Source organism: Colwellia sp. PAMC 20917 (genome assembly GCF_001767295.1).
Classification (GTDB): domain Bacteria; phylum Pseudomonadota; class Gammaproteobacteria; order Enterobacterales; family Alteromonadaceae; genus Colwellia_A.
In genome coordinates, this window is sequence record NZ_CP014944.1 from 4619464 (window position 1) to 4643972 (window position 24509).

The window sequence follows — 24509 nt, forward strand, 5'->3', positions numbered from 1 at the left end:
AAGAAGCCGATAACCAAGAAGGTTTTCATTTTTTAATGGGTCCAATTAGGAGATAACTATGAGTGATATCAAAACGCACTACCGTAACTGTAATATTTGTGAAGCGATGTGCGGCTTAGAAATTAAGTATCAAGATAAGCATATTTTATCGATTAAAGGCGACCCAGAAGACCCTTTTAGCAAAGGTTATAATTGCCCAAAAGCAACGGCTTTAGAAGATTTTTATAATGACGAAGACCGTTTAAAAACACCCATTAGACGGACAGCTAATGGGTGGGAAGATATTTCATGGGATCAAGCTTTTACCGAGATAGCAGAAAAACTTAAAGGCATTCAAAAAGAACATGGCCGTAACGCTTTAGCGGTTTACTTAGGTAACCCTAACGCGCACAACTTAGGTAATGCGCTTTTTCTAAAACCCTTTATGAAATCGTTAGGGACGATAAACCGTTTTAGTTCTGCTTCAACCGATCAAATGCCACATCATGTTGCCGCTAATTTTATGTTTGGTGCGGGTATGTTAATCCCTGTGCCCGATATAGACCGCACTGATTTTATGTTGATTATTGGCGGTAACCCTGTGGTCTCTAATGGTAGTATGATGACGGCACCTAATGTTATCGGCCGAATGAAAGCTATTCAGAAACGAGGAGGTAAAATTGTTGTTGTTGACCCTCGCCGTACTCGAACCGCTAAAATTGCCGATCAACATTTGTTTATCAGACCAGAAAAAGACGCACTCTTGTTATTGGCGATGATCCACTGTGTTTTTACAACCAATAGCGTTAATCTTCGCCACCTAGCAGATAGGGTTGATGGACTTGATGCGTTGGAAAATATCGCTAATGATTATTCACCCGAATCAGTGGCTAAGCATGTCGGCATACCGGCCAGCGATATTAGAACGTTAACCAATGATATGACAACTGCAGACTCAGCGGTGTGTTACAGTCGTATGGGCGCATCTACTCAAACGTTTGGTGGTCTATGCCAATGGCTAACCAATGTGCTCAATATTATAACCGGCAATTTTGACCGTGCAGGTGGTGCTATGTTCCCACAGCCCGCTTTTGACTTATTAAGAAATCATAAGAAGGGTCATAAAAGCTCCTTTGGGCAATATAAGAGTCGTGTTAGAAAGTTACCTTTTTTCAATGGTGAGTTTCCGGTTGCAACATTAGCTGAAGAGATATTTACCCCCGGTGAAGGCCAAATAAAAAGCTTAATTACGGTAGCAGGTAACCCTGTGCTTTCTTCACCTAGTGGGCATAAATTAGCTGAAGCGTTTTCAGGATTAGATTATATGGTCGCCATCGATATTTATCTTAATGAAACCACTAAACACGCTAATATTATTTTACCGGCAACAACAGGTCTTGAAAATTCTCATTTTGATATTTTCTTCAATTCATTTTCAGTGAGAAATACCGTCAAATATTCTAAGCCATTGTTTGAACCAGCAGACTATCAACGCACCGATTGGCAAATACTGAAGGAGCTAGCGGCACGAATGACAGATACCGACCTTGATGAATACACACCAGAAATGATCTTAGATATGGAATTGCAAAAAGGTCCTTATGGTAAACAAGGTATGAGCTTAGCAAAATTAATCGACAATCCTCATGGTATCGATATTGGACCGTTAATGCCGTGTATCGAAGCGCGGATAAAAACCGAGCAAGGTAGTGTAAACTTAGTGCCGCAACTCTATATTAATGATTTACCGCGTTTGCAAAATGTTATCATTCATCCTGCTCGTGATAAAAAGTATCCGTTCGATTTAATTGGTCGCCGTTTAGTGAAAAGTCATAATACCTGGACACAGAATTCCGAGCGCTTAATTAAAGGCAAAAATCCTTGTACCTTAGAGGTTCATCCAGATGATGCTAAGGTATTAGGCATTAGCAATGGTCAATCTGTTATGGTGAGCTCAATGGTAGGTGAAGTGAAAATAGAGGTAGTGATCACCGACGATATTCAACGTGGGGTGGTCAGTATGCCGCAAGGCTGGGGACATAATCAACAAGGCACCCAGATGTCGGTTGCAGCCAAGCAACCAGGTGTTAGTATTAATGATTTAACCGATGCAAGTCGAGTAGATACTTTAACCGGTAATGCTGCTTTAAATGGTACACCGGTCGCAATTAACGTTGCGTAGATGTTAGTCGAATTAGACTATAATTAAGCCCTAAAATAGGTAAAAACATGTTTAACAGTACAGAGAGTTATATTGCATCAGACGAACTTCGCTTAGCGGTAAACGCTGCGATCACCCTAGAAAAGCCACTATTGATTAAAGGTGAGCCGGGAACGGGTAAAACGCAATTAGCTGAAGAATTAGCAAAGTCACTTAATTGTAAGCTATATCAATGGCATATTAAATCAACAACTAAAGCGCAACAAGGCTTATACGAATACGATGCCGTATCAAGATTACGAGATAGCCAGTTAGGCGACGAACGTGTGCATGATATTGCTAATTACATCGTTAAAGGTAAACTTTGGCAGGCGTTTGAAGAAGAGCAACGTCCGATATTATTAATTGATGAAATAGATAAAGCCGATATAGAATTCCCTAATGATTTGCTGCAAGAACTTGATAAGATGGAGTTTTATGTTTATGAGACGCAACAAGTTATTAAAGCAAAGCAACGTCCGATCATTATTATAACGTCTAATAATGAAAAAGAGCTACCCGATGCATTTTTACGTCGTTGTTTCTTTCATTACATCAAGTTTCCAACAAAAGTAGAAATGGAACAGATTATTGCTGTTCACCACCCTGATGTAAAAAAAGATTTACTAGCGCATACCTTAGAAGTGTTTTTTGAACTGAGAGACTTACAAGGTATTAAGAAAAAGCCTTCAACATCAGAGTTAATCGATTGGTTGAAACTACTGGTCGCAGACGATGTTGCTCAAGAGGTATTAATCGATAAGCAGTCTGGTATTATTCCTTTATTTGGTGCGCTATTAAAAAATGAACAAGATGTTTCACTACTTGAAAAACTCGCCTTTATCAGTCGCAGAAACAGGTAGTTGTTGTGTTTATAGATTTATTTTTAACGTTAAGAAAACATAAAGTTCCTTGTAGTTTGCGTGAGTTATTAGACTTAATTGCGCTATTAAAAAAGGGAGTTGTTTTTGCTAATGTGGAAGAGTTTTATCACCTAGCTAAAATCGTTATGGTTAAAGATGAAATTCATTATGATAAATTCGATAGTGCATTCGCTGAATATTTTGAAGGTATCCAAGTAATTGATATATTTGATAAAATATTACCTAAAGATTGGCTAAGAAAAGAATTTGAAAAACACCTAAGTCAAGAAGAAAAAGATAAGTTAAAGGCATTAGGTGGTTTAGACGAGCTAATGAAAGCGTTAAAAGAACGCCTTGAAGAACAAAAGAAACGCCATGCTGGCGGCAATAAATGGGTGGGTACTGGTGGTACATCTCCTTTTGGCGCTTATGGTTATAACCCCGAAGGTATTAGGGTAGGGCAAGATAAAAATCGTAATAATAGTGCGGTTAAAGTGTGGGATAAGCGAGAATTTAGAAACTTTGATCAAGACCGAGAATTAGGCACTAGAAATATAAAATTAGCGCTAAAAAAACTCAGGAAATTTGCCCGTACCGGTGCTAGTGAAAAACTTGATATTAACACCACTATTACCTCAACGGCTAAAAATGGCGGTATGCTCGATGTTCATATGGAGCCTGAACGTCATAATGCAGTAAAAGTATTGATGTTCTTTGATATCGGCGGCTCTATGGACGATTACATACATACGTGTGAAGAACTTTTTTCAGCGGCACATACCGAGTTTAAACACCTTGAATTTTTCTATTTTCATAATTGTGTTTATGAAAGATTATGGAAAGACAATAGCCGACGCCGCACTGATACTATTGATTTAGAAGAAATCATTAGAACCTTTGGCGCGGACTACAAAGTTATATTTGTCGGTGATGCCACTATGGGGCCTTATGAAATAACAGCACCTGGCGGCAGTGTTGAACACTGGAATGAAAAACCAGGAACCTTTCATATGCATAAAATTCTTGGTCATTTTAATAAGGTCGCTTGGTTAAACCCACAGCCAGAGACTCATTGGGATTATCATCACTCAATCTCTATTGTTAGGCAGTTAATAGCCGATAGAATGTACCCTTTAACGGTCGATGGCATAGGTCGAGCGATAAAAGCGCTCAGCTAAATATCCCACTAGTAAATTACAACCAAGGACGGTTGTAGCTTTACCTTTTTGTAATGAATTAAGGGCTAATAATAGCCGTTTTATAGCAGCTTCTCTTTTATCGAACATCGTCTTACCAATCTTTTATAATGTTAGTAATTATAGAGGCGGTTGCTTCGGGTTGTTCAAGCGGAAACATATGTCCGCCATTAGCTAATTTAGTCAGTGGTATGTTATTCATTTTAGCAAATCGATTAAAGTAACTTACCGGCAATACGTCTGTTTTATCACCATAAATCAATGCAGATGGCACTGTCAGTTTATTTTTATATGTTGTTAAATTGCAAGGTAGGTGTCTAAATATATCGGCTTCAACGTCGGGTGAAAACATTAATTCCCATCTTTTATTTTTTAATGTCACGGCACTGTCTACGTAATCTTGTAGACATCGGGCATCAAAGTTTTTAAAAAGTTTCTTTTGAGCAAAATTATTAACTAATTGTGTTTCAGACGGCCAATGTTTTTGCCTGTTTTTCGCTCGACCCGCTGGAGATATTTTATCAATAAAAGGTGTTTTTTTAGCCAGTTTTAAAAACCAAGATAATGGCCCAGAAAATACAGGAGGATCTAACATGACGACACCACGAAAAAGTTCAGGATGCTGACAAGCGGCCATAAAAGAAATGACACCACCAAAAGAATGGCCAACACAAATGACCTTTTGGTCTTGTTTTTTAATGAAGTTAACCAGCTCATTGACTAAAAATTGCCAATTATTATGAATGGGGTAACAATCATCGTGACCATATTGTTCTAAAGCAATGGTTGAATAATCGTTTGAAAAAAATGACAGAAATGTACGGTAACTTCCTGCCGGAAAACCATTGGCATGGACAAAGTTGATTACAGGTTTTGACATATACGTTTATAAACACCTATGATAAAAATTATATAAAAGATTACTACCCTTGAACTTATTGTTAAAGGGTTAAGACTAAACTGAAGAGCTTTTAAAGGTAGCGATTAAAAAAATCAACGACACTATTTTCAGCTTTTTCAGGGTTGAGTTGCCATAGTTTAGTGTGCTCGCCACCTTCAGCTTGCCAAAATTGCTTCGGCTCATTGGCGGCACTAAATAAGCGTTGTCCGTGTTTAAAGTCTACGGTTTTATCGGCTGTGCCATGCATAATGTAAACAGGTCGAGGCGAGATGTTCGCGATGTATTTTTCTGGATTAATTTCATCAATTTCTAAATCGCCGCGCCAAGCAAAAAATTTTGCTACCATTGGCATTAAAGGGTAACGAGGAAGACCGTAGAGTACTTTTGCCTGTTCAGCGAGTACGTCCATCGAATTAGCATAGCTACCACTAAAAACCCCCGCTTTTATACGAGAGTCTTTTGCCATAACTATGATGCTAGTTGCTGCGCCCATAGAAAATCCCATCACACCAATCGAGCTAATATTTTTCTTATCAACTAAATAATTTAAAGCGGCTGTGACGTCTTTCTTCTCGTGATAGCCCATGGTTGAAATAATAGCAGGGTCTTGGCGTGGATGACGCAGATCAATAGCTAAAACATTATAACCGGCAGCAACAATAGCCTTGGCGTAGCGCATACCTTCGGTTCGGTTTGCTGTTCTACCATGTACTAATAATATCGCTTTATGGGTGTCATTATCTGCAGGTATATACCAAGCTGGCAGTGTTAGTCCATCATCGGTGTTAAAAACAACGTTTTCAAAACTGAGGCCTTGTTCACTTGGCTCTCCACAAAAGACAAAACGGGCTTGTGTACACTCAGTAATTGGCAGTATTAGTATTTTTGAAGAAAAATACCATGCACCACTAAAGAAAACACACAGAAATAACAAAACAGAAAACAGGGTGAATTTTTTTATCATACGTTAACGGCCTAATATACTGTGAGCATTCTTGTTGTGTAGCGCTAAGAAAATACTTTAGTGAGTCATGGTCGATTTACTATAGGCTCAAAGTCATCGTTGAATCTATTGCTATCGCCGCATCTAATGCCGTTAGTATTTCTTTTCTTTCTCTTAGTTTAGTACCATGGTGTGCTGTCATATTTAGGGTTAACAGTTGGGTAGCTGCAGCTTTCGCCGTTGCCATTAATTGGTCGGGTTCAACTAATGTGTCAAGAAATCCAGCTAATACAGCTGTTTCTGGATCAAACAATTCAGCGTTTATTACCGAGCGCGTTAAATAGTTAATCGGTACTCGGTTTCTAGCGAGTTCAAGGCCAGCTTGATGCATGGTCATACCAATAGCCACTTCATTGAGTCCAATTTTAAATGAACCTAGTGTGCCGATACGATAATCACAACTGAGTAATAAAAATGCGCCTTTGGCAATTGCATGGCCGGTACAGGCGCCAACAATAGGAAAGGGGAAAGATAACATACGGCGAGTAAGCGTTGAGCCAGCTGTCACTAATGATACAGCAGAGTCAGAACTTTCTTTCATCGTTTTTAAATCATAGCCACCTGAAAATATTCCCGGTTGACTTGTTAAAATAACGGCCGCTTTTGCTGCTTCTGCTTGATCTAAAGCGCTGTTTATTTCTGTTATTACTTGGTGAGAAATAGCGTTAACCTTGCCATTTTTTAGGGTGATCGTTGCAATGTTTTCATCGAGTTCAAAATCTATTAATTCCATGTTCTTTCCTATAGTTGTTAAAATTGATATCACTGGCTGTTAGCCAAATTGAGCCGCTTTTTGATATGCGGGTCTTTTTCTGATATTGACGAGATAGTCTTTAGTTTTGTCTTTGCTTTCTAACAAACCAATACTTTCTGCAATTTCGAGTATCACTGCCATCATAATATCAGCAGCACTAAAAGAATCACCAGTAAAATAACGTCTTACGGTTAAAGTATTTTCGATATATGAGAAATCGAGATGATTTTCTTTAGCAATATAACCGTCAAGAGGCTGAGTGCCTTCACGAGTTTCCATTGACATCAGCAAGGTCGTTATCACAGGTAAACTTAAGGACCCTTCTGCGAAGTGTAACCACTCTAAATAATGGTAATATTCATTAGAATCAATGCTTGGCCTTAAATTACTTGCTGTTGCATGGTTAAGAATATATTCCATAACCGCGCCAGACTCACACAAAGTAACCTCACCATCTACGATAATAGGTGCTTTTGCTAGCGGATGAATTAATTTTAAACTTTCAGGCGCTAAATTTGTGAGTGGGTCACGTTGATGTTTAACAATGTTATAAGGCATATTAAGCTCTTCTAACAACCAGATAACGCGTTTAGAACGTGATTTGTTAAGATGATGTACAGTAATCATGTTTACATTTTTCCTTAAAATTCATTGTTATCAACTTAATGAATAGGCGTCGCTTGGTAGTAAGGTTAAATTTTTACCTTTTTTATAGGTACGTTAGCTTATCATATATTGAGTTAAGGCTTTTTTGTGTTAAATGATATTTGAACGTAACAACCTAAGCAGAATATCGACGGTATATTCAAGCGTTAATAACATAAAATGTGTCAAACTAGAGCCAATAATAGGTAATAACAGTCAAGGATTAATTAGACCAATGGAAAAGGTTAGTCCCATGCCCATCATAATTTAAAATATACCAATAGGTACACCTTTTGTCTTATAAATGTAACTAATTCAGTAATATCCATGCCGACTCTCAGTATTCTTTATTATCTGCTGGGTAAATATTTTGTATTAGTTTTCAATATGATTATTCAACATTGTCTTGAACAAAACATGATTGCTAATAACGACTCATTAATTGTTATTGTGAGTCGTTATTTAAAGAAGCTAACCGCATTGGTAATATCTTCGCGATCAGTAAGAGTTTTATTTATCGGCGCATTTATATCAGCGTAACCAAATGACATACCAAACAAAATACCTCTTTGCTCCGGTAAGTTTAAGGATTTTTTGATTGGATCTGGGAACTGTCCCAATGCCCCTTGCATACAATTTGATATACCGTGCTCAGCCATAATTAGCGAAAGAGTTTGCGCATAAATACCCAAATCAACCGCACCCATAATATCGAGATATTTATCCATAGTAAAAAATACTACATGGGGAGCATCAAAAAAACTCCAATTGCGGATCATCGCTTTTTGACGACCCAGTTTGTCTTCGCGAGTAACACCAATAGCACTGTAAAGTGCATTAGCTGAACCAAATTGGCGATCTCTATGGATACCCTTGTATTTAGGTAGCCAGTTAAAGTCTGGGTTTGGTGGTTTGCCACTCATAACCGCTGAGAGTAAATCATTTTTAAGGGATTCTTTTTTAGCGCCAGACACCACGCAAGTTTGCCAAGGTTGTACGTTGCAATTTGAAGGGGCGCGTTGTGCTTGTGTAAAAATAGCTTCTAATAATGCTTGTTCGACGGGTGTTTCCAAATAAGCACGCACTGAATTGCGCTTTTCTAAGAGGGTGGTTAAAGACATTGAGACTCCTTTATAATTTTAAAATAGTCTCATATTAAGGGTAATTATAGATGAGACTTAGCTTTGTGCGATTAAATTTGTGGTAACGTTTAATCCACTATTAACCAATATAAATCGCTTAAAAAAGTGATCTATACTTGTTACAAGAGGGTATAAATAACCACTGTAATAAGGTTAACAGAGATTAAAGCGCATTTTCTGATGGTAGAGCGGTTATATTAATAAAACCAATGAATAATTATTATCACGCTCTATTCTAAAATCATATAGTAAGTGGCTATTTTCACTGGGTATGTCAGAAGCGCATTAACTTTTATTATATGGATACTGAATAGTTAGGGATAAATTAAATTCATTTGACTAATTTATCTCATATCGATAATATCAGTGGTATGACCACTTGGTTAAAGCAATGTTGAATAGTGAAGTCAACGGTTAATAATAAATTTTTGGAGTCAATAGAATGCCTGAATATAAAGCCCCAGTTCGTGATATTAAGTTTGTAATGCAAGAATTATTAGACTGCGACAAACACTATAAACAATTAGGTTACGATGATGCTAGTGAAGATATGGTTGACGCTATTATCTCAGAAGCAGCCAAGTTTACTGAACAAGTTATTGCACCCTTAAATCAAATCGGTGACGAGCAAGGTTGTACGTGGACAGACGGTGTAGTAACTACGCCAGATGGTTTTAAAGATGCTTATCAACAATACGTTGAGGGTGGCTGGCCAACATTATCTCAGAGTGAAGAGTTTGGTGGGCAAGGATTACCTTACTCTCTTAATGCGTCTATTAGTGAAATGATGTCGTCTGCTAATCATAGTTTTGCTATGTATCCTGGTCTAAGTCATGGGGCACAAGCAACAATTGAAGCTCATGGCACCAGTGAACAAAAACAACAGTATATGCCTAAATTAGTTGAAGGTAGCTGGACAGGCACTATGTGTTTAACTGAATCACATTGTGGTACTGATCTTGGCATGTTGCGCACCAAAGCTATATTAAACGATGATGGTAGCTATGCGATTACCGGCACAAAGATATTTATCTCAGCCGGAGAGCATGACTTATCAGAGAATATTGTACATATTGTTATCGCACGCCTACCAGGTGCTCCTGAAGGTAGTAAAGGTATCTCTTTGTTTATTGTTCCTAAGTTTAATGTCAATGATGATGGCACAAAAGCAGACCGTAATGCTGTGAGTTGTGGTTCAATTGAACATAAAATGGGTATCAATGCTAACGCCACTTGTGTTATCAACTTTGATAGCGCTAAAGGGTTTTTAATTGGACAGGAGAACCGTGGCCTACACTGCATGTTTACTTTTATGAATGCTGCTCGTTTAGGTGTAGCAATGGAAGGTTCTGCAGCAGCTGAAGCGGCATTTCAAGGTTCATTAGCTTATGCAAAAGATCGTTTGCAAATGCGTTCTATTAGCGGCGTAAAAAATCCAGATGGACCAGCTGATCCTATTATTGTTCACCCTGATGTTCGTCGTATGCTACTTACGCAAAAGTCTATTTCTGAGGGTGGTAGAGCACTAATTGGCTATTTGTCGCAATTAGTTGATATAACCCACGCATCAGATGACGCTGATGTTAAAGCTGATGCAGAAAACAAATTAGCCTTATTAACACCTATTGCAAAAGCATTTTTAACAGAGTTAGGTTTCGAATGTACAAGTCATGGTGTACAAGTTTTTGGTGGACATGGTTTTATAAAAGAATGGGGCATGGAACAGCTTCTGCGTGACACTAAAATTAGTTGTATTTATGAAGGCACAACGGGTATTCAAGCGTTAGATTTATTAGCCCGTAAAATTTTGGGCAGTAAAGGTCAAATTTTGAAGCCGTTTATGACAGATATCGCTATTTTTTCGAAAGACAATGCCGATAATCCAGCCATGAGTGAATATGTTAGTACGCTAAACTCATACGCTAAACAGTGGCAAATGATCACGGGTGATATTGGTCAAAAGGCGATGAAGAACGCGGATGAGATTGGTGGTGCTTCGGTTGATTACTTGATGTTTGCCGGTTATGTAACATTAGGCTACTTCTGGGCAAAAATGGCCTCTGTAGCGCAAAGTAAACTAAAAGACGCTGGTGAAGATGAAGCGTTTTATCAAGCTAAAATTAAAACAGCAGCATTTTACTTTCATCGTATACTTCCTAGAGCTCAAGGACATGCAGCTTGTATTGAAGGTGGTGTAGACTCGATGATGGCTCTAGCCAGTGAAGACTTTGCATTTTAATTAAGCACTAGCTTTACCAATAATTTTTGAAAATTAATTATTGGTAAACAGATAAATATCTACCCTCTTTACACGGCTAAGATATTTATAACGGGGTGTTAACTCATGCCTAATATTTAGATTTAAATCTGAATATTAGGCATTTTTTATTTTACAGTAACGTAAAATAACCCATTCACGAATGGCGCCTCGCCAAATGACTGCTTAGGCAATTAACGAGAGTTAATTTAAGTACTTGGCTGCACAAATAAGTTGGGGTGCTAGGCTTCGTCATTCAAGTTGACTTGACTGTATACATTATTGCTGAATATTTATGATGTGTTTTAATTATTTTTGTTTTATATCATCTTAATGGTATTTAGCCATTTCCAGCTAGAGATAATTATTTGATCTTATCTAATATTAGTATAAATTAATTACTAGTTACAATGAGGGCATCGTTGAGATGTACCGATAACATATTGTTATAAAGATTAAGGAATTGGCGATGCCAACAAATAAACATAAACGAAAAGCTTCATCACATACTAAATCCCATAAAGGGAAAAATACCGAATCTACGGGTCTAATTATTTCACACCCTCAGGTCTTTATTTATGTTGGTTTATTCTGTGTTGTGTTGGGGGTATATCTATTAGCCTTTGAATCTCAAGATAACGCATTATTTGGCTTAGCGATGCTTTCTCTTGTCGCGGGTGTAGTGACAACTTTTTATGCAAATTTTACACTATCAAAGAAAAAAGCTCAGCTTAAGTGAAGCTTTAAAGTGGCGTAAATATTCATCTGAAACTTATTCTATGGTTCTGATTGGGCCAACAGATTGGTTTTATTTGAAAAAAGAAGTGTATTCTGATTTTAAAGTAATAGGGATTTTATTGCCAATAAGAATATAGGTTAAATTTATCAAACCCAGCCTAAGCAATATAATCTAGGCTTAAACCGGTGTAATAATAGCGCATATGAGATTTTGGACGATTATCTGCATTGTACTCCTACTGAGTGCTTGTACCCATAACAACTGGCGAACCGCGAGCAGAGAGCCTGCTGGTATTGCAACGTTACCCAATGACGATAGTAGGGCTGTTGTAGAGTTTTATGCCGCAGATGCTTTTAGTTGGCGTGGTTGGTTTGCTGTTCACCCTTGGCTTGCAATCAAAGAAGAAAAAGCAGCAGAGTATAGTGTTTATGAAGTGACTGGTTGGCAAGTAAATCAAGGGTTATCAGCAATAAGACAGTACAAAACATTAACACCAGATAGGTATTGGTATGGCTCAAAGCCGGTATTATTACTTTCTATTAAAGGTGATAAAGCGGTTAAACTAATTCCTAAGATTAAGGCCGCAATTGCCCGCTATCCTTGGGTGAATGAATATAGTATCTTCCCAGGCCCTAATAGTAATACTTTTGTCGCCTGGATAGGTTTACAAGTCCCTGAGCTCGAACTTGAGCTGCCATTTACTGCTATTGGCAGTGGGTATGCAAACTAACTGCTATTTAACCAAAGAATTCAGCGAGAATCGATATTAAGTCATTGTTAAGCAAGTTAAATTATTGGATTTATTAACTTTAAAAAATATTCTTTATTGGTTGATATATTATCAATTTTAATCGGGTAATGGAGTATCTGATTGAAATAATTGGCAAATTGTGAAATTTGCAGTACTAATCTTCGAGCGTCATTGATAAACATTTTACAAACTTGATTATCTTTAAGCTCTTCTCTTTTTATTTGGAATGGCTGCTGTGATGATTCTGACACCCATAATGTGCTCCTAAGTTTAGCTTGAATAAAATTCATTTCTGGGTTGTTTGCATTTAAGGTGTTTGTCCATTTTATGACTTTTGATAATTGGTCGTATAAATGGTTTCCGTAGGCTTGCTGATGGGTATCTGTTTGTATACTTTCTTGCATTATTGCTAATAGGGGCCTTTGTAAGTGATAAGAATAAATAGCCTGCGTTTTTTGACTGGTCCTAAAATCAAATCCTTCGGCTAACAAATAAAGCTCTCCGATGGCCGTGTTAATATTTTTACTTTTTCTAGTGATCTGAGAATATTGATTCGCTATTTGTGAAATTTGAGCGTATTCATGAATTTGTGTTAACTTTTTTGGGTAACCAGAGCCATCCAATTTCTCTTCATGCTGTTCTATCGATTCTAAGACTAACTTACTCTCTAAGCCCGCAAGTCTCACTATTTCTTTACTCAAGATAGGGTGAACTAACTTTGCATCTTTCATTGTATTGTTAAGTCTTGCGTAACCAATATTTTCAAAAAACAAAACAGAGATCAGTTCAGTTAATTCGGTTGGAGAATAGTTGTTTGCTTTACCGATATGGGTGCCAAATACTAAATTGATTAGAGTATTTTTGTATGCAGAGGGGTTTAGGTGTGAAAATATACTGAGGTGATCAGTAATTTTCTTTGGAATTGAACCACCTTTTATAAAGTCACCAATAGTTGCCAGTGTTTCTTTTAGCTGAAAGTTATTTATCACAGGGTTTGTTTTGGCTAAGTCTAGGATCGGCGCTAATAAATCTTCATTACTGGTATCTTCTTTAAGAGAAATTACATCTTCATGGCCAATGATCCCCTCTTGTTGCAAGTTAGTTAATTTTAAACGGATTTTTTCCGTAATTTCAGTCCCCGCTTTTAAAAAAACTCTTTTTCCTTGAGGGTCGGTAATATCTTGATTGATGCCGCATTGCATTCCAGAATTTAAAATATGAGTTGAAAACTGTTTGGATGTTTCTTTAATAAGTTGATTAGTTACTTTCACATTCGTTCCTTGAATTAATTGTCTACTGGCAGTTCTATGCGTTAACTGTAGGAATGATTTTAGCTATTAGCAAAGCGTCTTACTATTTTATCTGATTGGGCTTTACGCTATCCGCTTGTAACGTTTTCACTTTCTAACTAATCACATCTACTGTCGACAAAAAATTAAACCATTTATTAAAACGAATGCTCACACTAATATATTCAAAGTGCTAATATAGACCATTCATTATTTTATTAGATTATTAAGAAAATGTTAGTTTTACTTCCTAAGATAGGATGTAGTTGAACCTAGCTCAAATAACTTACTCTGGTGGTGACTCATCACTGTTCGAGTCAATATCCAATGATATTGTTGAAAAGGGCTATAGCATTCGTCCTTATGCTCTGCCTGAAGAATTAACCCATCTGTTATTAAATCATATTATTGAGTTACCTACTGAAAAATTCAAACGTGCTGGAATAGGTCGTGCCAAAGATCATATGATTAATGATTTTATACGGACAGATGAAATAAGCTGGATAACCAGTAACAATCAAGCCAGTTGTGCTTGGATAACGTGGGCCGAGTCACTGCAAGCTTATCTTAATCGCCGTTTGTTTCTAGGATTGTTTTCTTTTGAAAGTCATTTTGCTCATTATGCTAAAGGCGATTTTTATAAAAAGCACAAAGATGCTTTTAAAGGTGAGGGTAATCGGGTGCTATCTGTTGTTGTCTACCTTAATCAGCATTGGTCCGCTGATGATGGAGGAGAATTAGTGATTTATGATAAAAAGATACCAGCCTCAGCGGTTGTTGATAACAGTAAAATTAAAGTATTGCCCAGCTTTGGTACGATAGTTGTGTTTTTAAGCGAAGAGTTTCCGCATGAAGTATTACCTGCTAAGCGCGATAGATTCTCTATAGCAGGGTGGTTCCGCTTAAACAACAGCATTGACAATAATATAGATCCGCCAAATTAATGAGAAATCAATGAGTATTTATAAGAGCGTAGGCATTGTCTAAATTACCTATAAAATTGCATGTCATCAGTGAATTAGATGAAATTAATCAGCAAATCATGCCATTAAAAGCACTTGCTGATAGAGAGCGATCCGCTATTTATGGTCTAACGGGCATGGTTTATACTCCTCATATAGATGACTACATGCAGGCAAGTATAAAAAAAGCGGCGATATTAGCTTGTTTAAAAGAACAAGGTATATTGGCCTTATCAAAGGTCGAACTCATTAGTACGGCCTTAGATAGCTTACATAAAAGAGCACGAAATAACGCAATTGTTGAGTATGATGGCAACCGATATCAGCGTCGGTTTTCTCCATTAAAATTGAGTAAGTCAGGAAAAGTTGTCAGTAAATGGGCGAGGTATTGGTTTTTACAATCACCTAATGGCAAAGTGGATACTGAGTGGGAGTATCAGGTACGAGAAATTTGGCCTGCTTATTTTTTAATTAGAACTACCGACCTCTAGCGAAGAGGAGCAAGCAATAAATGCGCGCTCCCTATCATGTCTGTTGATTATATCCACATAGGCACTTAATAAAGTCTAAAGTATAATGGCGGTTGTGCCGATAACGACAGACCAATAAAACAACTAGCCAACATGGCAACATGGCAACATTTATTTAGTCTTATCTATTAACATGCACTAAGATTAAACCATTAACGTTAATGGTTTATGGATTTCATCCCCTCCAATGTATTTAGCTTAAAAATATGAGGTTCCACGATTAATGAGTAGTGTTATTAGTCCTCACTTACAAAAGTTTGAAAAACAAATCTTAAGTTTGGTCCCCTATGCCAGCAATGATAGATTGGAATATTTAGTTAAAAAACTTCTACCCGATGAAAACTCTGGTCAACACCTTGCTGTTAAAAATGAAATCAAAAAACTTGCCCAACAAGCTAATAAACCAATAGATTTACGGCTGATCTTTGCTGATTGTCAAATAGTTACACACAATAAAATTAATCATTATTTGGATATAGCGGGTAAAAAGCTATTCAACGAAAAACTTGTCGAATATCAAAACCTTTATACAACAGCACTTTACTATGAAGTTTATGAAGACGCTCAAAAGAGGGCAGCTAATAAAGATAAAGGTGTCAGCAAATATGATATTGAAAATGAAAATGAAAGTGAAAGTGAAAGTGAATTTTCAGAATTTAAAATAGATAAAACTGAACCTAAACCCTTAGTAAATAAAAATAGAATAATTAACGAACTTAAAAAACTTAATTCTGCTTGTAAAGTCTTTATTAACCCTATTATGGGGATGACCGCCCAAGGAAAAAAAGAGGTTGGTATTACGGCTAACATCGAGAAGATGAATAATCAAAAAGTTGTTATCCAGACCTCACACGAAATAGCGGGTGTCATAGCAAATAAAGTGTACCTGTGGCTATATGACCATCATACCGAAATAGATTTCACTGAAGAGCTTGAACTCGGATTTGTTATTATTGATAGTCAAAAATCTTCTGCAAATAATAAGTTTGAATACTTATTGAAATTTTCAAGTCCATTAACAGATCAACAAATGCGGGTTTTGTTCGCTCATTACCTAAGACAAAAAAAATTGGCAATTATTGGTCCTACAGAACGATTTATCACCCCTTTGTTTGATTCTGTTACCTCGAAAGGTTACGAGCAACTGTATCTAAATAAAACTCACGACATTCCCTTACTTTGTTATAAAAATAATAATGCATGGCATGCGAAAGTGGCGATGAAAACATCGGGTAATGATGCGTTTTGGCGCTTTTTTAGTGATACCGATGAAAATTTTCATTTACCCGTACTACTGGGCAATAAAGAAATACAAAAGGCGCTAAACGAGAGAAATACGGTTGATAAATATGCCTTTATATTAAAATCTAAATATAAAGATACCTTCATTTATTCCCTTATTTGGTATGACGATTTTGTTAATAATAGAAGCGTTAAAGCTGTTTTTAATAATTTTTTCAAAAACAGCCTTTTTCGAGTAGTCAAAATATCCTCATCGTTTATTAATTCTGAAGCAGATGCTTATGTTCCTTCTGCCTTGCCTTGTCATGTTCATCCTAAGATGGCTGTGTTAAATAGAGCAATCCCGAAAGCGGCCTTAGATATGATCAGTAATTGCGATCATATGATCACCCTCTCAGATATTACTAGCTTGTATGAAATAATACATCGACCGGTCAGTGAAGACATAACTGAATTAGAAAATTTATTACCGAAACGTTTTCAACTGAGTGCAGTTGACTCACTTGATGAAACCGAAATTGTAACGGCAGAAAATGATGACTCTAGAGGTGAAGACCGCTTTGTACTATCCTTTCAAATGGCAATTACACGCAGTAATAATGTTGTTACTCATATCCCCGGTATAACTAAAAATATCTCTATACAAGGCTTGTTAGTTAGCCTAGTAAAAGAAACTAAATTTAAAGCGGGTGAAGAAATTGAAATTGAATTAACCGTACCTTTTTCGGAACAAGATAGAACACTACAAAAACAGAAATACATTGTTTTAGGTTATGACAGCCATGGCGCTGTTCGATTATTAATGAATACAATTGAAAGTAAACATTTAGCTTGTAGGGCGATAAGAAAGTATATTTATCAACATGTTGATACCCTTGAAGCCTGTGGAAAACGTGGCAGTCGTATTTATGGTCTGCAAAAAGCGATGAGGAACATATATGCACACAATCATTTCTCTATTCCATTCTACTTAAAAGCAACTAAGCACCAACAATATATTAATGCGGCGAGCTTTAGTGGTAACTCTGCACTTAAGCACCTTGTCTATAAAAATGAAAATAGTGAAGAAATTATTCTTAATCTATTGAGCAATCAAAAGTTTAGAGATTCTTGTTTATCAATTATTGCGGTACTTGCTTATAAAGAATTACCTGCCCGTGCATTTTATATTCTTGTTCTACCTAAAGATAAAAATGATAAAGAAGAGTATTCCTTTTGGTATCGTGACTTATCAGTATTGAAAAAATCTGCCCAATTGAAAGAATATACCCAGAAAGTATCTAATCACGGTAAACCGGCAATTTTAAAAGTTGAATTGAAAAAAAGCGATAAAGTGCAAAATATGTATTACCGTGACGAAATCAGTTATTTAAGAAGTTTAGATAAAGACTTAGCGGATGATCTTCAAACTCAGTTAGAAAGTACCATAGGTATTGGAGAAGTAACCGATTTAACTGATATTGCTATTAAGTTGATTGCTAATGCAACATAAATGACAACAGACCCATCAACTTTTGTCGAATGGCCAACAGAAAAAATATCAATACAACACTTTTGATGTTCACCTAACTGATAAGATTAACTTACTAATGGTTAATATTATCGATTGTTTAGTCTTTGCAGGGCTGGTTAACTCGGGTGTAAGTTTGACGTTAAGTCACTTAAAAGGTTATGGTCTCTGCATAGCGAATAACATGCTGTAATATTTAACGAATGTGTCTTTAAATATGGGCACCTAATAAAGCCCCTGAGGTAAAAAAGTGAATATAGAAAAATTAAATATCCCAACTAAATCAATAATAACGGTGGCGATTGCTGTCACCCTCTTTTTCAGCTCTGTTTACACGGTCAATGAAGGACATATCGGCATTGTTAAGCGATTCAGTGAAGCCAAAGAGCAGGTTAACCCGGGTTTACACTTTAAAGTGCCTTTTATTGATAGCGTTGAAGAGATAGAAGTCAGAACACGTAAAAATGAAGAAAAAATGGCATCAAGTACTAAAGAGCAAATGCCAGTAACTGTTATTGTTTCAGTTAACTGGACGGTAGACAAGACAGCTGCACTTGAACTTTTTCGCCAATACGGTGGTTTAAAGCAATTTGAAAACAGAATTCTTGATCCTCGTTTTAGATCTGCCACTAAAGATGTTATCCCACAGTACGATGCAGAGAAATTAATACAAGATAGAGCAAGTGCTATTCAAGCGATTGAAGCAAGCTTTATCGAAGAAATGAAAGACTTTCCTGTTACTGTTGATAACATCCAAATTGAAAATATTCAATTACCAGCTAAGTACTTAACTTCTATTGAAACTAAGCAAACAGAAAAAAATCTGGCTGATGCGGAGAAACATAAACTAGCACGTCAAAATTTAGAAGCGCAACGTGACGTAAATACGGCAAAAGCAAAAGCAGACGGTATTAAGCTCGTTGCTATAGCAGAAGCTGAATCTATTCGAATTAAAGGCTTAGCTGAAGCTGAAGCGATTACGGCTAAAGCTAAAGCACTGGGTAACAACCCTTTAATTGTTAAGCTAACAGAGGCTCAAAACTGGGATGGCAAGCTTCCAGCGACAATTTTAGGCAGTAGTAATATGCCAATATTAGATATGAGAGCAAAATAAGCCTACTAGTATCATAATAGAAACCGCTTAATTGCGGTTTTTTTATCAGTATCGTCGAGAAATCTCGGTACTTTAGTGCCGAGTAGTTTACCTAAGACTAATGAAACTTTGATCGTCGAACAAGATGTTAATCATTACCTTAGTTATTCTATCTCTGTCATGAGTATATTATATGAGTTAAATGCCATAGAAAGTTTATGTCATGTCAACGCTCTATGAACAACAAGCTTCTTGTTAAAATTGTCAGTAAACCGAATGAATATAGTTTATTAACCATTGAAACAGTATGAAAAACCAAAGAAAATTTGCTGTCTCAATTGATCTAGAATTGTAGATAAAGGCGTATTAGAATCATAATTGTTAAATCGGCAAGGTCATTATGGATTCATTAACACAAGCTGTCTTGGGCGGCGCGGTCGGCTATGCGGTATTAGGTAATAAAGTTGGTCCTAAAGCAGCTATTTATGGTGCCGTTTTAGGAACATTGCCTGACTTAGATGTATTCTTACCCTATAGCGGTGATGTTGAAGCTTTTACCTACCATCGAGGATTTAGCCACTCGTTATTAGTACATTTGCTCATTAGCCCTTTAATTGCCTGGTTAATAACCAAATGTCATCAAGCTACAGCCATTTATAAGAAACACTGGTTTGTGTTGGTATTTTTGTGCTTATCTACTCATGGGGTTTTGGACAGCTTCACTGTTTACGGTACGCAATTGCTTTGGCCTATTACTGAATATCCCTTTGCGGTCTCTAATTTGTTTATCATTGATCCCATGTATACCTTACCGCTATTGTTTGCGTTTATTGTTATTTTTCTGCCCAGAGTTAAACCGGCAAGTGCTTTAAAAATCAATACTTTTGCATTAACGATAAGTACACTTTATATCTGTTGGTCTTTGGTGGCAAAGCTTTATATAGACGATAAAGTCACCACAGCGTTGAACGAACGACAGATAAAAACACATCATTATTTGAGTACACCTGCGCCTTTTTCTACGCTACTTTGGCGGGTATTGGTTATGTCTGATGGTCAATATTATGAGGGCTATGTCTCTGTGTTTGACTCAGCATCGGAGGTAAGTCTGGAAGCTTATCAATCGTCAGACTCTCTGCTTACTAATCTTAAAGATGAATGGGATGTACAACGACTACAATGGTTCACGAAAGGCTTTTATTCAGTAAAACAAGCAGAGCAGTATATTGTTTTATCTGATTTACGCATGGGTGTGGAATGTAGTTATGTGTTTAATTTTATTGTTGGCGAGCAAACGAGTATGGGTATTGTTAAGAGTCATGCTGAGAAGGTAAGTGCTAGGCCTGATTTTAGTATGCTTGGTAGTGTTTGGCAGCGAATTTGGGATCCATCAGTTTCTTTGTCACCTCGAAGAGAAAACGGTGTTTGTGTTAACAGTAAAAATTAATCTACTAAGAAAGCTTAATCAGCTAAGTACTCTTCATGTGGATCGCTCGCTTCTTACTTATATCAGGAAATACCGCTATTAATACAGCTTCTATTCACTCTGATTTCTTTAAAAATATTGAGTTAGTCAAAAAATTAGGACTTTTCAAAAGAAAGTAATAGTTAGTAAACAGAGGTCTAGGTCAATGATTATTTTCAGAATAATTAAAATAAGTCATCTTTACTGATTAAGATCAGCTAATGATTCTTTAAGTGTGGAATGACAGTTGATAAACGTTTATGATCTTTTCAACATATAATGCCAGTGATATTATCCAATGGATGGAACAAATTGAAAGAGCAATCCCCCAAATATTATCTATTGATACTAATATTACTGTTAGGGTTAACCATTACTTCGGCTAGTCTTTTTAAATCTATCTATATAGATCAGCAAGAATTAATAAACGTTCAAGAGAATAGGTATGATTCCTATTTGTTAACAACGCTATTACGTCGCAGTTCAGATGACTTAACTCGTTTGGCTAGAATGTACGTAGTAACAGGCAACCCGCTATTTGAAAAACAGTTTCATGATGTCCTTGCTATTAGAAATGGTCAATCTCCATTACCTGTTAATTATGATAGAGTTTATTGGGATTTCATGGCCGTTAGCAACGACTTAACTCCTTTTGAATTAGGAAAACCTGTTTCACTGATAAGCTTAATGAAAAGCGCCAATTTTACAAAAAGTGAATTTTTATTGTTAGAAAAATCACAGGATAAATCGGATAAGCTTGTTTCAATTGAAGAAACTTCCTTTAATGCAATAAATGGCATATTTCAGGATGAGAATGGTGAATTTACTATTTCTGCTAAACCGAACAAACAAATGGCGATTGATTTATTGCATAGCGATGAATATCACATGGCTAAGATAAATATCATGAAGCCAATTAATCAATTCTATGAAGCTTTAGATCAACGTACCAAAAAAAAGGTCAGCGACACAGCTAATCGACTTAATTCCTCTTCAAATATTCAAATAATTATTTTTATTTTATCGGTTTGCGCAATTGCCTTATTGATTTTTATATTATGGCGAAATCATAAAAAAATGTTGCAAGTATTAAATCAAATAGTTATCGAAAGAACAGAAGAACTACAAACTTCAAACATTGAGCTTAAAAATTCTTTAGAACAAATAAAAACGTTAGAAGGAATCATTACTGTTTGCGCATATTGTCACAATATTCGAGACGATGAAATGGAATGGAATACAATGGAAAAATATTTTTCTGACCATTCAGATGCAAGGTTTAGTCATGGTATCTGTCCTAAATGCGTACCAATTATTCGTTTAGAATCTGGTCTTGGTGTAAAAAAATAACGTAACAAGTAAGTTATTTTATCACTACACTTTATGATTCAAAGGACAAGGCCTTTCATTACCTCACGCAACTTATCGATGCTGTAAGGCTTACTAACAATACCTGCAACACGGTCACGCCCTAACTTCGTACTGATTTCAGTATCACCAAAACCACTCGAGACAACGATAGGGAGTTCTGGCTTAATCTTCTTCAGTTTTTCGAACAACTCATAACCATCCATCACTGGCATCCCCATGTCAGTAAAAACAAGGTTTATTTCTGTTGCGTTATTTTTGTACATTTTCAATGCTTCCTTGCCGTTCACTGCCTCCAGAATAGTGTAACCTAGTATTTCAAGAAATTCTTTTGCAAGAGGGCGTATATTCTCATCATCCTCTACTAAAAGTAATGTGCCGCTTCCCTTCCATGATACTGAATGTACAGAAGATCTTTCTTTGTCGCTCTCATTGTGTTCATTTGATAGGGCAGGCAGGTATATTTTGAAGGTTGTGCCTTGTCCCAACTGGCTGAACAGTTGTAAAGCGCCAGCATGTGATTTTATGATCCCAAGAACTGCTGACATTCCAAGTCCACGTCCTGTAAATTTAGTTGTGTAGAATGGTTCAAATACTTTCTCTTTTGTTTCTTCATCCATACCACCGCCATTATCTGTTACTTCCAGACAAAGATATTCACCTGTGGGAATTAACTGGTCGTGGTAATCTTTAACAGTTTCCCCCTCTATAACTCTATACATAGAGAGCAGTACATCGACTTTACCTTGCTCTGTGCCGATAGCTTCTGATGCGTTTATTATCAGGTTCATGATTACCTGATAGAGTTGACTGATATCCCCTTTTACCATAGAAATTTCGCTTGAAACTTTGGTTTTGATAACTGCATTTGGGGAAATGACTTCTTTGAGCATGCAGATGGCTTCGTCTACCTGTACCACCATATCGACATTAGTTATAGTGAGTGGAGTATTACCTGCGTATACCATCATCTGGCGACAGAGTCCTGCTCCTCGTTCAGCAGCTGCTGCTATTTTAGGGATATTCCGAGTGGCAGTTTCTACGTTCATCTTTATCAGTTCGCAATTACCAATGATGATTCCAAGAATGTTATTGAAGTCGTGGGCTATACCTCCAGACAATACACCTAGGCTCTCCAATCTTTGAGAACGTTGAAGTTGGAGTTGATGTTCGAATAAAGCTTTCTTTTTACTTTCAAAAGCAAGTACTTCATTGGCGATGACTAGCTCAGCGGCACGTTTTTCTTTTTCATTATTTTGAAAGGCAAGTACTTCGTTGGCGATGACTAGCTCAGCGGCACGTTTCTCTTTCTCATTATTTTGAAAGACAAGTTCTTCGTTGGCGATGACTAGCTCAGCGGCACGTTTTTCTTTTTCATTATTTTGAAAGGCAAGTACTTCATTGGCGATGACTAGCTCAGCGGCACGTTTTTCTTTTTCATTATTTTGAAAGACAAGTTCTTCATTGGCGATGACTAGCTCAGCGGCACGTTTTTCTTTTTCATTATTTTGAAAGACAAGTTCTTCGTTGGCAATGACTAGCTCAGCGGCACGTTTTTCTTTTTCATTATTTTGAAAGACAAGTTCTTCGTTGGCAATGACTAGCTCAGCGGCACGTTTTTCTTTTTCATTATTTTGAAAGGCAAGTTCTTCATTGGCGATGACTAGCTCAGCGGCACGTTTCTCTTTTTCATTATTTTGAAAGGCAAGTTCTTCGTTGGCAATGACTAGCTCAGCGGCACGTTTTTCTTTTTCATTATTTTGAAAGGCAAGTTCTTCGCTGGCGATGACTAGCTCAGCGGCACGTTTTTCTTTTTCATTATTTTGAAAGACAAGCTCTGCATTGGCGATAACTAGCTCAGCGGCACGTTTTTCTTTCTCATTATTTTGAAAGGCAAGTTCTTCGTTGGCGATGACTAGCTCAGCGGCACGTTTCTCTTTCTCATCATTTTTTTGAGTCACTTTATATCAGTCACTTTATATTAGTCTCTTTAGTCACTTTAGTCACTTTATATTAGTCACTTTATATTAGCTATTTAAAGCTATTGTTTAGTTTTAAATAGCTAATATAAAGTGACGATATTAAACGTTCATAGTAATTCTTAATATCAATAAGAGAAAGGGCTAAGTCCTTGTGCTTTATTGTGACCACAATGAGAAGTCAAATCTTCACAGAAAATGAAATATAATATATTTGACATACAAATAAAGGGTTATTAACCAGTAAAAAAATACAGTTATGACCGTTTTGTTTCCATAACTCACATTGCATGCTAAGCGACTCATGGACAAAAGTCATCATCAAAAAAACTTGGGCTTTTATTTGTGGGGTGCGCCCATTATCGGGACGATGTAAGCTAGTGTGGTTATTTCGCCATATTTGCTCTAGATGAATATAGATAAAAAATTTCAGTGTAAATCCTTAAATGCTAAGATCAGCAAAGTGCATATCAATGTCATTAACCTAAGGATTTAACACATATGTTTATAATTGATTGGGTACTTATTTGTCTTATTTCTCTGGTCTTATCGAAAAAACTACGATCAGGTCGAATAACAGGTACAATTCTTTGACATTTTATATAACTCAAGTTCACCAAGTCTAATAATGAAGCTGACAA

Annotated in this window: 19 protein-coding genes; 12 read left to right on the top strand and 7 right to left on the bottom strand. The window is 36.6% G+C overall.

The window, feature by feature from the left end:
* Window positions 1-58: 58 nt before the first annotated feature.
* The 3 genes from A3Q34_RS19675 to A3Q34_RS19685 are packed head-to-tail and all read left to right on the top strand — an operon-like array spanning window position 59 to window position 4220.
* Window positions 59-2161, top strand: coding sequence for a molybdopterin-dependent oxidoreductase (locus A3Q34_RS19675; RefSeq protein ID WP_070376887.1), 2103 nt, complete (start codon window positions 59-61; stop codon window positions 2159-2161).
* A 47-nt stretch (window positions 2162-2208) separates the two neighbouring features.
* Window positions 2209-3042 (top strand): AAA family ATPase, encoded by an 834-nt coding sequence (locus A3Q34_RS19680; protein ID WP_070376888.1) that lies wholly within the window; start codon window positions 2209-2211, stop codon window positions 3040-3042.
* Window positions 3043-3047: 5 nt separating this feature from the next.
* Window positions 3048-4220, top strand: a complete 1173-nt coding sequence (locus tag A3Q34_RS19685) for a vWA domain-containing protein (RefSeq protein ID WP_070376889.1) — start codon at window positions 3048-3050, stop codon at window positions 4218-4220.
* Between the two features lie 112 nt (window positions 4221-4332).
* Here the strand turns inward: A3Q34_RS19685 and A3Q34_RS19690 are convergent, their stop codons facing one another.
* From A3Q34_RS19690 to A3Q34_RS19710, 5 genes are all read right to left on the bottom strand, one after another.
* The gene (locus tag A3Q34_RS19690; RefSeq protein WP_070376890.1) at window positions 4333-5118 is read right to left on the bottom strand and encodes an alpha/beta fold hydrolase; all 786 of its coding nucleotides are present in this window, start codon (window positions 5116-5118) and stop codon (window positions 4333-4335) included.
* A gap of 91 nt (window positions 5119-5209) precedes the next feature.
* A complete protein-coding gene (locus A3Q34_RS19695) occupies window positions 5210-6103 on the bottom strand; it encodes an alpha/beta hydrolase (protein ID WP_070376891.1) in 894 nt (297 codons plus the stop codon).
* A gap of 79 nt (window positions 6104-6182) precedes the next feature.
* On the bottom strand, window positions 6183-6875 hold the full coding sequence (locus A3Q34_RS19700) for a crotonase/enoyl-CoA hydratase family protein (protein WP_070376892.1): 693 nt from the start codon (window positions 6873-6875) through the stop codon (window positions 6183-6185).
* Window positions 6876-6914: 39 nt separating this feature from the next.
* Window positions 6915-7523 carry a glutathione S-transferase family protein gene (locus tag A3Q34_RS19705; protein ID WP_070376893.1) on the bottom strand — a complete coding sequence of 203 codons (609 nt, stop codon included), beginning with the start codon at window positions 7521-7523 and terminating at the stop codon, window positions 6915-6917.
* 476 nt (window positions 7524-7999) lie between these two features.
* Window positions 8000-8662: a nitroreductase gene (locus A3Q34_RS19710; RefSeq protein ID WP_070376894.1), complete on the bottom strand. Its 663-nt coding sequence runs from the start codon at window positions 8660-8662 to the stop codon at window positions 8000-8002.
* A 463-nt stretch (window positions 8663-9125) separates the two neighbouring features.
* On the opposite strand from A3Q34_RS19710, the gene A3Q34_RS19715 reads away from it, so the two are divergent.
* From A3Q34_RS19715 to A3Q34_RS19725, 3 genes are all read left to right on the top strand, one after another.
* The gene (locus A3Q34_RS19715) at window positions 9126-10922 is read left to right on the top strand and encodes an acyl-CoA dehydrogenase C-terminal domain-containing protein (protein ID WP_070376895.1); all 1797 of its coding nucleotides are present in this window, start codon (window positions 9126-9128) and stop codon (window positions 10920-10922) included.
* A 487-nt stretch (window positions 10923-11409) separates the two neighbouring features.
* Window positions 11410-11679 (top strand): hypothetical protein, encoded by a 270-nt coding sequence (locus A3Q34_RS19720; protein ID WP_070376896.1) that lies wholly within the window; start codon window positions 11410-11412, stop codon window positions 11677-11679.
* 202 nt (window positions 11680-11881) lie between these two features.
* Window positions 11882-12409, top strand: coding sequence for a DUF3750 domain-containing protein (locus A3Q34_RS19725; RefSeq protein WP_070376897.1), 528 nt, complete (start codon window positions 11882-11884; stop codon window positions 12407-12409).
* 56 nt (window positions 12410-12465) lie between these two features.
* Here the strand turns inward: A3Q34_RS19725 and A3Q34_RS19730 are convergent, their stop codons facing one another.
* Window positions 12466-13701: an HD domain-containing phosphohydrolase gene (locus A3Q34_RS19730; RefSeq protein ID WP_070376898.1), complete on the bottom strand. Its 1236-nt coding sequence runs from the start codon at window positions 13699-13701 to the stop codon at window positions 12466-12468.
* A 284-nt stretch (window positions 13702-13985) separates the two neighbouring features.
* Between A3Q34_RS19730 and A3Q34_RS19735 the strand changes: the two genes are divergently transcribed.
* The 6 genes from A3Q34_RS19735 to A3Q34_RS19760 all read left to right on the top strand — a co-directional run bounded on the left by A3Q34_RS19735 (window position 13986) and on the right by A3Q34_RS19760 (window position 21871).
* Window positions 13986-14663, top strand: a complete 678-nt coding sequence (locus A3Q34_RS19735) for a 2OG-Fe(II) oxygenase (RefSeq protein WP_070376899.1) — start codon at window positions 13986-13988, stop codon at window positions 14661-14663.
* A gap of 35 nt (window positions 14664-14698) precedes the next feature.
* A complete protein-coding gene (locus A3Q34_RS19740) occupies window positions 14699-15172 on the top strand; it encodes a hypothetical protein (RefSeq protein WP_070376900.1) in 474 nt (157 codons plus the stop codon).
* 262 nt (window positions 15173-15434) lie between these two features.
* The gene (locus A3Q34_RS19745) at window positions 15435-17945 is read left to right on the top strand and encodes a hypothetical protein (RefSeq protein ID WP_070376901.1); all 2511 of its coding nucleotides are present in this window, start codon (window positions 15435-15437) and stop codon (window positions 17943-17945) included.
* 304 nt (window positions 17946-18249) lie between these two features.
* Window positions 18250-19077, top strand: a complete 828-nt coding sequence (locus A3Q34_RS19750; RefSeq protein ID WP_395881227.1) for a prohibitin family protein — start codon at window positions 18250-18252, stop codon at window positions 19075-19077.
* Window positions 19078-19456: 379 nt separating this feature from the next.
* Window positions 19457-20503 (top strand): metal-dependent hydrolase, encoded by a 1047-nt coding sequence (locus A3Q34_RS19755; RefSeq protein WP_070376903.1) that lies wholly within the window; start codon window positions 19457-19459, stop codon window positions 20501-20503.
* Between the two features lie 330 nt (window positions 20504-20833).
* The gene (locus tag A3Q34_RS19760; protein ID WP_157471073.1) at window positions 20834-21871 is read left to right on the top strand and encodes a hypothetical protein; all 1038 of its coding nucleotides are present in this window, start codon (window positions 20834-20836) and stop codon (window positions 21869-21871) included.
* 38 nt (window positions 21872-21909) lie between these two features.
* Here the strand turns inward: A3Q34_RS19760 and A3Q34_RS20290 are convergent, their stop codons facing one another.
* Window positions 21910-23850, bottom strand: coding sequence for a response regulator (locus A3Q34_RS20290; protein WP_083278109.1), 1941 nt, complete (start codon window positions 23848-23850; stop codon window positions 21910-21912).
* Between the last annotated feature and the right edge of the window lie 659 nt (window positions 23851-24509).

Coding starts and splice junctions, on each gene's coding strand:
- A3Q34_RS19745 (WP_070376901.1), top strand. CDS start 15,435: ATGAGTAGTGTTATTAGTCCTCACTTACAAAAGTTTGAAAAACAAATC.
- A3Q34_RS19690 (WP_070376890.1), bottom strand. CDS start 5,118: ATGTCAAAACCTGTAATCAACTTTGTCCATGCCAATGGTTTTCCGGCA.
- A3Q34_RS19725 (WP_070376897.1), top strand. CDS start 11,882: ATGAGATTTTGGACGATTATCTGCATTGTACTCCTACTGAGTGCTTGT.
- A3Q34_RS19700 (WP_070376892.1), bottom strand. CDS start 6,875: ATGGAATTAATAGATTTTGAACTCGATGAAAACATTGCAACGATCACC.
- A3Q34_RS19680 (WP_070376888.1), top strand. CDS start 2,209: ATGTTTAACAGTACAGAGAGTTATATTGCATCAGACGAACTTCGCTTA.
- A3Q34_RS19695 (WP_070376891.1), bottom strand. CDS start 6,103: ATGATAAAAAAATTCACCCTGTTTTCTGTTTTGTTATTTCTGTGTGTT.
- A3Q34_RS19675 (WP_070376887.1), top strand. CDS start 59: ATGAGTGATATCAAAACGCACTACCGTAACTGTAATATTTGTGAAGCG.
- A3Q34_RS19720 (WP_070376896.1), top strand. CDS start 11,410: ATGCCAACAAATAAACATAAACGAAAAGCTTCATCACATACTAAATCC.
- A3Q34_RS19715 (WP_070376895.1), top strand. CDS start 9,126: ATGCCTGAATATAAAGCCCCAGTTCGTGATATTAAGTTTGTAATGCAA.
- A3Q34_RS19755 (WP_070376903.1), top strand. CDS start 19,457: ATGGATTCATTAACACAAGCTGTCTTGGGCGGCGCGGTCGGCTATGCG.
- A3Q34_RS19705 (WP_070376893.1), bottom strand. CDS start 7,523: ATGATTACTGTACATCATCTTAACAAATCACGTTCTAAACGCGTTATC.
- A3Q34_RS19710 (WP_070376894.1), bottom strand. CDS start 8,662: ATGTCTTTAACCACCCTCTTAGAAAAGCGCAATTCAGTGCGTGCTTAT.